The sequence below is a fragment of the Moorena sp. SIO3H5 genome, from assembly GCF_010692395.1.
Classification (GTDB): Bacteria; Cyanobacteriota; Cyanobacteriia; order Cyanobacteriales; family Coleofasciculaceae; genus Moorena.
The window spans coordinates 1-5,376 of the sequence record NZ_JAAHHS010000479.1 but is presented as its reverse complement, the minus strand read 5'-3'; the positions used below and the strand labels follow the sequence as shown (position 1 = coordinate 5,376).

Below are 5,376 nucleotides of genomic sequence, written 5' to 3'. Positions count from 1 at the left end.
GCTTCGGTTAGTTTAGGGTTGGCAAGTCACTTCCTGCACAACTTTGGCACAAATTTGGCACAAATCTTTACGTTAACCTCTAAAGTGCAACTTTCAACCTTCAACCTCTCAAGGGTAAAATAAGATGCCGATTGTTCTGCCCGAGTTAGCAGGTTAATGATTTCTAGTAACGACTTTCGCACCGGTGTCTCCATTGAGTTAGATGGATCCGTATGGCGGGTGGTGGAATTTCTCCACGTCAAGCCTGGAAAAGGTTCCGCCTTTGTTCGTACCAAACTAAAAAATGTCCAGACAGGGAATGTTGTCGAGAAAACCTTCCGGGCTGGGGAAACAGTACCCCAGGCAAACCTGGAAAAACGTCCTATGCAGCATACCTACAAAGAGGGCGATGACTTTGTCTTCATGGATATGGAAACCTTTGAGGAATCTCGCCTGAGTCAAGCCCAGATTGGCGATCGCTGCAAGTATCTCAATGAAGAAATGGAAGTGAACATCCTCTTCTGGAATGAGCAGATTCTAGAAGTAGAACTGCCCAATTCTGTAGTTTTGGAAGTAGTAGATACCGATCCTGGTGTTAAAGGTGATACCGCTACTGGTGGTACCAAACCAGCCATTGTTTCAACGGGAGCTCAGGTGATGGTTCCTCTATTTATTTCCATAGGAGAGCGCATTAAAATCGATACCCGTAATGATTCTTACCTTGGTCGTGAGTAAATTGTTTTGATGCCTTTATTTTGATGCCCTTAAATAGATCATGGCAATCAAGATAATGGACTCACCTGACTACTAAGGCAAAATAATGCAAAAAAACCTTCACCCTTAGCCTTTAGCTCCAAGACCCTAACCTTTTTTTTAAAATTGTGGCATTAGACATCAATCAACTTCGTGATTTCCTAGCTGCTATTGCTGAAACCGATATTACAGAACTGACCCTCAAGAGTGATGATTTTGAACTCACAGTGCGTAAAGGGGTCAGTATCACCCCTACCAGTGATTCCGGTGGACATAGCACTCCTTATCAAATCACTCCAGGCCCGGTAGAGCCAGCCCCAACACCAGTAGCAAAATCAGAACCACCAGTACCTCCACCAGGGGTAGATCAAAAGTGGGAGGAAATTAAGTCACCCATGGTCGGGACATTTTACCGTTCTCCTGCTCCTGATGAAGACCCCTTTGTGGAGGTAGGGGAACGCATTAGTGCTGGTCAAACTGTTTGTATTATTGAAGCTATGAAGCTGATGAATGAAATTGAAGCAGAAGTGACTGGACAAGTCATGGAAATTTTGGTGAAAAATGGAGAACCAATAGAATATGGTCAAGCACTAATGCGGATTAAACCTGACTAAGGATTACTCTTTAGATAGGTTTGACAGATGTCAAGCATATAATAGCTGCTAGAAGCGAAAATAGGTTTGCTGGGCATGCGAATTAGGGGTCTGCCAACGTATATTTATTTGCTGCAGCGTCGGTTGAAAAATTTTCATCCAACGCTAGTGAGCAACTGCTCAAAGAAGTCTAACCTGGGAAACCTCTAGAGTGGGAAGTTTTGATCGACATCTTGGCGAGTCAGTGGTTGATCAAGCATTAAGCCTTCTCCACCTAAAACCTCTAGTTGTTTCCCATCTACCTCAATCCAGACTTGAGTATTGGGGTCGAGACTGGTTGCTGTATAAACAACTTGCGCCAGACGACCGCTCATGGAGCTACTGCCCCCACCAACGGTAAATTCCCGGGACAAGTCTACATGAACACCATCATTTTTGAGAGAAACACGCCGTAGTTTTGTACCTTGGGGAATAGTGGTCGTAAATGTGCCATTGGTCGGCCCAGCCAATAAAGTGTTGAATGCGCTCTCTAAGATCTCACCTTTGTTAAGGGTCTTATTATTTAAGGGAATTGGACTGGGAATTAAAACAATTTTATTATCAACATCATTGAGCCAATAGACCTGAATTTTTTCCTTAGTTGAGGGTTTGTCAGTTGTGGGTTGTATAGTCTGAGATGACTTGGGTGTAGATGACTCGGGTGTAGTTGTTGTCACAGGCACTTCTGGAGAAGATTGCTGTGAACGCCATGCCCACCAGCTACCTCCACCTGCTGCTGCTAAGACTAGGATGGAAATACTGGCAATCACACCGAGAGGAATACCACGATCGTCTTGTTGGTCATGCATAATAACTGATTAATCAAAAGGTTGATTTACGGTAATTTGATTGGCTGTGATCAGATCTGATTAGTGCTACGAAACCCAATTGATTTTTTGATACTTCATGCTTGATATTTCATCCTTCATCTTTCATATTTTATACTTAACACGGTTTACTCCTTGATCCGCACAAATGCTGCTAATTCTAATTCACTAGGATTTAACTGGAATTGTAAGATTCGGGCTGTAATGCCTTCATCTTCAATATTGCTGAGATTTAAGCGCTGGCTAAGACTACCAACAAATAATTTGATTACCTGAGGAGGCAGTGGGTTCCCATCAACCGACAACTTTGGTTCAATTAGCTGTATGCTTTTCCCGTTCAGGATGGCCACACCGGAGTTTAAGATAATCTCTAGGGGTTGATTATCTCCTTGCTGTAATGTCACTTGTAAATAAATACGGTTGTTATCTAGGAAGTTTACTTGTGAATTCAGTAGTTGATAACGCCTACTGCCACGACTGATCACAGCATTGATCAAATCGTTTAATTGTTCTCTAACTTCCGGCGACTCTAGAGCTTGGTTAATATCTGACTCGGTTAAAACTAGACGCACTCCAGCTTGTAGCGGTTGCCTCAGAGAGTTCGCTAGTGAGTCTTTACCACCTTTACGGATCTTCTCTATATCAAGGTCAATCGGATCAGTTTCTAATTCCAACAGACCAATCCGGATATCTGGCGTCAGCCATAACCCCTTACCAGCAATTAAAACCTGGTCTACTTTGCCTGGCAAAATTTGATAATTGGGAGTGTTGTTAACTCGGACTTGCAATTGCTCGACCTGGGAAAGCTGGGAGCGGATATTGCTTTCGATCACCTTGTCGAGGATGAAACCCACCCCAGAAATGACAGTGATTAAGCCTGATAGGAATATGGTCAAAAATTCCATGAAAAAAAAAAGGCAGAACGTTAAAAGTGAGGTGAGGCAAGGAGGGGAGTTAAGGGAGAAGTGGTAGGTGTAAGTAGTAGAACAAAATTAAAGTTAACTGTTAAGACTTGGGAACGATAAACTTGCCTATCAGGCAAGAGAAGGGAATTCAATGCCTTCACACATCTTACACAATTCTTAAGATAGTTAACTTAATCAGGACTTACGCACTAAGACCCTTAAACCCTGGTTTTTGGTTGTCACCCATGCAAAGCGCCAGTGGGGGGAAACCCCATGAGGCCACTGCATCGCTATACATCAAAGGCTGAAATCGGTGTAATTACCGTCAATAACCAGGTTGGTGGCGTAAGACCTGTTTATTTATATCCAGGTACTTACCATAAAATTCCCTCTTAATCTTATCCCAAAACCCAGTTGACCAACCCTGTGCTAAGAGCACGGGATGAACACTGGTTTTCCTTGGTTTTCCTTCTCACAATTCCAATTTCAATGGAAACACCATAACGTCAGGCATAAATTTTGATACCAAACAACCCCACACCAAGCTTTTAAGATGGTGTGGAGCTTTTATAAGATTTTGTTAACTCTGGTTAACGGTCAACGGTCAACGGTCAACCTTTAACCTTCCACAGAGTTTTTATAAGAATCCTGCGGCAGCACTAAGGCTTTGAGGTATCTTACCGTTACCGTTAGTGTGGTGAGTTTTACCATTGCCATTACGGGGCTGGATTACTCCATATCCCCCATGATTGCGTTCATAGATTACATTAATCTCCCCGCTTTTAATGTTCCGGAACATATAAAAATCGTGGTCTACTAGCTCTAGTTGTTCCAAGGCTTCGTCTACAGTCATTGGCGGCATGGCAAAATACTTCATACGCACCACTTCTTCGGGTAGCTCAGGAGTGCGATCGCTAATCAGATCAACTGGCACCGATTCTTCTTCTAGTATTACCTCTGTCTTAGCCTGATTACGGGTTTTCTGGGATTGCAGCTTCTCCTTATATTTGCGCAGTTGACGATGAATCTTATCAGCCACCAGATCAATGCTGGCATACAAGTTTTCAGTCCCCTCTTGGGCACGAATCACTGTCTTATTGGCATAAATGGTTACTTCAGCTGTCTGTTTAGGGTTTATCCGAGGATTACGAGCCACCGATAGATTTATATCTACCTGATTAGTAATGTTTTGAAAATGATTGACCGCCTTTTCTATTTTTTGATGTACATAGTCACGAATTGCATCGGTGATATCGATGTTTTTACCTTGGATAACAAGCTTCATACTGACTACTCCATCTCGTAACGTTTGCGCTTGACAATAGCAGTGGAGGTTGGGGAGATCTGCTATTGGTTCATACTCTTACCCTATCACTTTGTATTCTAGAGAACATCAACTCTTGATTTCTCTTTAAATTCCTTTGCATTCGTTGACATTGATAAAATAGGGCATAAAGTATGAGACAATTAAGGATTGTGCGTAAATGTTTAATTAGTCATCAAGGCTTAGTCCCTTACACAGTGGCTTGGGAGCAACAGCGATCGCTAGTTAGTCAACGGCTCCAAGATTCCAGTTTGGATGATATTCTCCTGTTGCTGGAGCATCCACCAGTTTACACCCTAGGAACAGGGTCGAATATTGACTTTCTCAAATTCGATCCCAATCAGGTTAACTCGGAGGTGCATCGGATAGAGCGTGGTGGTGAAGTGACCTACCACTGTCCTGGACAGCTGGTAGGTTACCCGATTCTCAATCTCCGGTATTATCGCCAAGATTTACACTGGTACCTCAGACAGCTGGAGGAAGTTTTGATTCAGGTATTGGCTGTCTATGGACTAAAGGGTGAGCGGGTGGCTGGGATGACTGGTGTCTGGCTAGAAGGATGTAAAGTTGCTGCCATTGGCATTAAGGTGAAGCGCTGGATTACCATGCATGGCTTTGCTTTGAATGTCTGTCCTGACCTTGCAGGTTTTAATCATATCGTTCCCTGCGGCATTGCGGATAAACCGGTGGGTAGTCTAGCTCAGTTTATTCCGGATCTTAGTGTGGAACAGGTAAGGTTAGATCTGTGTGGTAAATTTGCTGAGGTTTTTGGCGTGCAACTGATCAACCAAGGGGAAAGGGGATGAACGCTGATACCAAATAGCTAAAGTCCTGCTACAAACACATCCTGGTTTTAGGGTAATGGTATTGCCTCTTTCCACCGTATATTTGTTGATTTTTATTAAATTTTTATTAAAAAAATCACCAGCTGTCTCCACAACTGGTGATTTTTTTAA

The 5,376-nt window shown here is 43.0% G+C and carries 6 protein-coding genes; 3 read left to right on the top strand and 3 right to left on the bottom strand.

The window, feature by feature from the left end; all coding sequences use genetic code 11:
• The first annotated feature begins 156 nt into the window (after positions 1 to 156).
• Positions 157 to 714 carry an elongation factor P gene (gene efp, locus F6K52_RS31715; RefSeq protein ID WP_293088294.1) on the top strand — a complete coding sequence of 186 codons (558 nt, stop codon included), beginning with the start codon at positions 157 to 159 and terminating at the stop codon, positions 712 to 714.
• Positions 715 to 860: 146 nt separating this feature from the next.
• Complete coding sequence (gene accB / locus F6K52_RS31710) at positions 861 to 1,346, top strand: acetyl-CoA carboxylase biotin carboxyl carrier protein (RefSeq protein WP_293088290.1); 486 nt, start codon at positions 861 to 863, stop codon at positions 1,344 to 1,346.
• A gap of 185 nt (positions 1,347 to 1,531) precedes the next feature.
• On the opposite strand, the gene F6K52_RS31705 is transcribed toward accB, so the two are convergent.
• The 3 genes from F6K52_RS31705 to raiA all read right to left on the bottom strand — a co-directional run bounded on the left by F6K52_RS31705 (position 1,532) and on the right by raiA (position 4,381).
• Complete coding sequence (locus tag F6K52_RS31705; protein ID WP_293088287.1) at positions 1,532 to 2,173, bottom strand: GerMN domain-containing protein; 642 nt, start codon at positions 2,171 to 2,173, stop codon at positions 1,532 to 1,534.
• A 146-nt stretch (positions 2,174 to 2,319) separates the two neighbouring features.
• On the bottom strand, positions 2,320 to 3,096 hold the full coding sequence (locus F6K52_RS31700) for a DUF2993 domain-containing protein (RefSeq protein ID WP_293088285.1): 777 nt from the start codon (positions 3,094 to 3,096) through the stop codon (positions 2,320 to 2,322).
• Positions 3,097 to 3,733: 637 nt separating this feature from the next.
• Positions 3,734 to 4,381 carry a ribosome-associated translation inhibitor RaiA gene (raiA, locus tag F6K52_RS31695; RefSeq protein WP_293088282.1) on the bottom strand — a complete coding sequence of 216 codons (648 nt, stop codon included), beginning with the start codon at positions 4,379 to 4,381 and terminating at the stop codon, positions 3,734 to 3,736.
• Positions 4,382 to 4,554: 173 nt separating this feature from the next.
• Here raiA and lipB point away from each other — a divergent pair, with 173 nt between their 5' ends.
• Entirely contained in the window at positions 4,555 to 5,226 is a 672-nt protein-coding gene (gene lipB, locus F6K52_RS31690; RefSeq protein WP_293088279.1) for a lipoyl(octanoyl) transferase LipB, read from the top strand.
• Positions 5,227 to 5,376 lie beyond the last annotated feature (150 nt).